This window comes from Aporhodopirellula rubra (assembly GCF_014192335.1).
GTDB lineage: Bacteria > Planctomycetota > Planctomycetia > Pirellulales > Pirellulaceae > Rhodopirellula > Rhodopirellula rubra.
This window is the reverse complement of sequence record NZ_JACHXU010000054.1, coordinates 1-4,421: the sequence shown is the minus strand read 5'-3', so window position 1 is coordinate 4,421 and position 4,421 is coordinate 1. Positions and strand designations below refer to the sequence as shown.

The 4,421-nt window shown below is 51.5% G+C and carries 4 protein-coding genes; all 4 read left to right on the top strand.

Going from position 1 to position 4,421, the window contains the following annotated elements; all coding sequences use genetic code 11:
* A partial coding sequence (locus FHS27_RS30465) for a hypothetical protein (protein WP_221225510.1) occupies positions 1-469 on the top strand: 469 nt, incomplete at its 5' end.
* A 118-nt stretch (positions 470-587) separates the two neighbouring features.
* Positions 588-1,031: a hypothetical protein gene (locus FHS27_RS30460; RefSeq protein ID WP_184310197.1), complete on the top strand. Its 444-nt coding sequence runs from the start codon at positions 588-590 to the stop codon at positions 1,029-1,031.
* Positions 1,032-1,435: 404 nt separating this feature from the next.
* Positions 1,436-2,134 (top strand): pentapeptide repeat-containing protein, encoded by a 699-nt coding sequence (locus FHS27_RS31775; RefSeq protein WP_390854971.1) that lies wholly within the window; start codon positions 1,436-1,438, stop codon positions 2,132-2,134.
* A 693-nt stretch (positions 2,135-2,827) separates the two neighbouring features.
* Positions 2,828-4,357 carry a leucine-rich repeat domain-containing protein gene (locus FHS27_RS30450; RefSeq protein ID WP_184310193.1) on the top strand — a complete coding sequence of 510 codons (1,530 nt, stop codon included), beginning with the start codon at positions 2,828-2,830 and terminating at the stop codon, positions 4,355-4,357.
* Positions 4,358-4,421 lie beyond the last annotated feature (64 nt).

The following is a 4,421-nucleotide window of genomic DNA, read 5'->3' as shown; positions in this document are numbered from 1 at the left end:
CATCCATGACCATATGCCAGAACTACTCAAGCGTGCCAAGCGTGAATGCAGATCTGAAAACTATCTTTATGCGGCAACGTTTTACGCGACTTGGGTTGAACACTGGATCAACTGGCACGTTCGTTGTCTGGCAATCCGCCACGGACAATTGGCTGACGAACAAATCAGACAAATGATCCGAGATGTGAACATCCGTGGCAAACTCACTTGGATGACATCTGTTCTGGGAGGAAAGCGGATCGCCAAGAAGCACGTCAACGCTATTCAACGAATTTCGGATCAACGCAACGCATTCATACACTACAAGTACCCGGAGTGGCGAATTGATGACTTAGACCTGAGCCCATCCGATCTCAAGAAGGCCGTTGTCGATTTTGACAAGACTGTGTCATACTTGCAGAGCCACGACCGAAGAACTTTGAAGCGTGGAATCAAACTCAAGATCAAGCGATTTGCGCAAGATCGATGAAGCGGCGAACCATGCGATGAACCGAAGTCGCGGAGTCGCTGTTTTTGGCAATGGAAAATCAATCGCCGCGACTCGGTTATCGCGGACGTTACCCACCTAAAACGAAACTCAGCGACGCATGGCAAGTGACATCTCAATTGGCGAACAATATTTATGGGTCGCGAACCGTCGACTCAGTTCGCTGATCGCATTTGCTTTAGAAGTCGCGACGGACGATGCATGCACTGACGAAGAAAAGGGATACGTTGCCAAACTGAAGAAATGGGACGAAACAGAACATTGGCCCGGCTGCGGATTTGATCTCAACGAACGCTTCCCTACTGTCGACGAAAAACAGTTCTGGGCCCGATGCTTCTTCAATGTTGCACGCCGCATCTTTCGTCACGAAATTGGAAATCAACATATTCAATTCTGGCAATGTGGTGCCATTGGCGATGCGTACGTGACTGCGCGGATGCTGACCAGCGCAATCCAAAAAGAAACCGGGACATCGTGGTTCCCAGATACCGAAGACGCTGCAGACGCACAGGAATACTACGATCGACTCAACATTCAAACCTGAATTTGCTGGGTAACAATGGCATGAACGCGGAGCCGCCGGTCCGCTGTTTTCAAATGGAGCATCAACCGCGGCGGCCCGGTTATGCCAGACGTTATGCGTGAGACAGAAGCTCAGCTTCATGCTCGCGATTGGTGCTAACTGCAGATCCAACCGATGCTGGATACCGGCATGATATCGTGCTCCGAAATGCCGCGTGAAACACATGCTCGCGATTGCGTTCGAACCGTGCCGAAACGACGTTCGACACCGCGTCCATGACTCGTCGATGCTGAACCGACTGACACTCAGCCGCTCGTGACCTCACCGACTCTCATCGAAATGAATCGCTTGGCTGACAATCGAACACCTGCTCCACTCGATGCTCGCGATCGCGCACGGCTGCCGCGGAAACGCATAACCATTGCATGCACACGGAGCGGTGGTGGAGACCTACTTCACTTTCCAATCACACTGGTTTCCACCGCCCGGTGATGCCGGTCGTTATGGCTATGAACTGGACTGACGAAGAAATCACTGCCGTGAACTCGACGCTCATTCCAAAGGGCAAGGGACGCCAACGTCCCGTCGACTTACCATCGTCACCGCACGGGATGACGCCTGACGACGCAGCGGACTATCGTGAATTTCCGCTAACGCGCGCATCCGGTGTGGTCATGTCTAACGCCGATTTCGGAAAATCGCGATCACCGGCCAACGACTTTGGTGTCGATCAATTGATCATGTTGACGTGGGTCCAATGCGACCAAGTTGCATTTGACAGGGCACGCGTGTTTCATCGCATCGATGGACGCTTTGACAAATGTTCCTTCCGGAGAATTGGCACTGGGAATTGCTCATTCGTCGGCACTTTTACAGACTGTGATTTTTCTGGAACGTCGTTTCGGAACGCTCACCTTGTTGCGAATTTCATCAGATGCAAATTTCATGACTGCAATATGAAAGTCGCGTCGTGGGGCAGTTCGTTTGAGGATTGCAAATTTGCAGGGGCAACGATCGACCCTTTGTTTGGAGATGTTCGTGATGCTGCTTTATCGGCAGATGCTGTTACTTTTGTTGTGTTGACCGGCAAGGTGCTTGTCGGGGAAACTCGTCACATCAATTAGCCATAACCAAGCGATGAACGCGGAGTGGCCGACAGCGCGTTTACAGATGGAAGATCGACCGCGGCCACCCGGTTATCGCGATCGTTCCCCGACTGAAATTTATGGCCGCATTGAACGTCTCGCTTTCCACTGCGATGCGAACCGGATCGCTCGGTCCATTCGCCGTTGGGACATCACGACACGTGATTGGCCGCACGCTGGGCAGTGCTACCAAAGCGACTCTGGTCGACCGGAAAGACGCTAGCTGCATTTGGGTTTTCGGCACAACAGAATTCCACTTTGCGAATGACATTCTGACTTTAGTTCACTGCGACAGCGACGATTTGTTCGACGGGGGACCGTCAATGAAAATTGATCCATGGAAACTTCGTTTGCACATGCCGCTCGCAGAACTCAAATCTATACTCATTGGTAACGATATTGGGTACACTGGATGCGATGACCCGCACGCGGTGGACTGCACGGTGCGACTCAGTTCCGGATTCACGCTTGGATTCGTCTTGAACGACAGCGCCGGGCTTGGGCCAACCGGGTTACGGTCATGGTCGATCCAAAGTTGCGGGGAACAATCCGATGCACGGGAGCGGCGAAGTCGCGTTTCTTGACAATTGAGAATCTCTCGTCGCCACCCCGTGATCGGTGACGTTCTGCCAAACACATTCTCGCCAAAGCTCAGCAACTGATCGATTTGCAATGCGATGGATTCACTCTAACGTAGCGATGACGCTGTGCTTACTCTGCATTGCTATAATCCATAAACCATCGTTCGCGCAAAACATGACCGCTACATCTTTCTCGGAGTACGCACTCTCGACCGACCTTACACCGGATGAAACGTACACCGTTGAGCTGCTCATTGATCGTGTACGCAGCAATTTCGACGAAACTTACTGGGACGATTGGGGCGAGCGGGGCGATGCTCGTCGAAACCCCAGCTACAAGCCAAGGTTCTCTCGCAAACACGTTGGGCCTGCCGCCAAGGAATTGCATTCGCTTTCCTGGGTCAGCTTTCAGCGTTTGCCTGATGACGAGCGACCGGTTCGAGACCTTACGGCACTGAAATTTCTTCCGAACCTTTCGGGGCTGGTCTTGATCAATAACCAGGTAACGGATTTGTCTCCAATTGCCTCCTGCTCTGAGCTAAGGCGATTCCATCTCAACAAGAATCCAGTTAGAGATATTTCTCCTCTAGCCGAATGCAAAACTATCGAAGAGCTCCATCTCGGAGACTGTCCTATTTCAAATTTCTCGCCTTTGGAAGAACTTCCTTGTTTGCGTGAGCTCTCAATTTCCGCCGATCAAATTGAGGCGTTCACGCAACTTAATCGACTACCGCACTTGAGAAAAATCGAATTCGGACTCGAGACCTTTGAATCATTCGACGGGTTTCCTGAAATGCCTGAGCTTCGAGTGATCCGTGGAGCGGATGTTAACAAACTCGATGGACTGGAACGTTTCCCAAAGCTCCAGAATCTTGTGAATCTGTCAGGGCGATTCGACTCCCTCGCGCCACTACGCGATCTGCACGGACTCACGCACACAAACATTATTAGTTCGCGCATTAAGTCACTTCAGCCACTGGCTGGATTGCCTGCCTTTCGTGATCTTCACATTAGTACCGACGCCCGAAGACTCGATCTTTCACCATTAGAAACGCTTACTTCACTTCACGAGTTGAATGTCAGGTGCAACGGCGAAGAACCGAACGGGCTAGTCAAACTCAAGGCTTCCCTTTCACCCTGGGACGAAGAATTTCGCGCCGCGAAACCTAGGTACGCGCCCTCACTTGATTTGCATGTCGTCGATCTGGAAACATTCGATATTTACGACACGAAGCAACCGTTCAATTCAGGGGGGCCAAACACCAACGAAGGCCTTCTCTCATCTGAATTGGATTGGCTAGACAAGCAACTTGAGATACTACTTGCATCTGACTTCAATGCCGATGACGACTACACGATCCCTTTCAACTGGAATGGCGCACGGTCACGTACGGTTGTTCTCTATAGTGATAAATCCGTGGCGGCGTTCCCAAGACTGGTTCTCGGTATCCAAGACGTCTTGTCGAATGCAAAACAAGACTGGATCATCTATCTTCAAACCGACGACGTCCAGCCAGAGTTCGTTGTCTGGGTTTACCCTGACAAGATCGTTGTCGCACATGAGCACGCAGAAACTGTGCGATCTCTCGTCGATTCACAAGAAGGCAGAACCAAGCGATGAACGCGGAGTGGCCGACAGCGCGTTTTCAAATGGAAGATCAACTGCGGCCACCCGGTTATCGCAA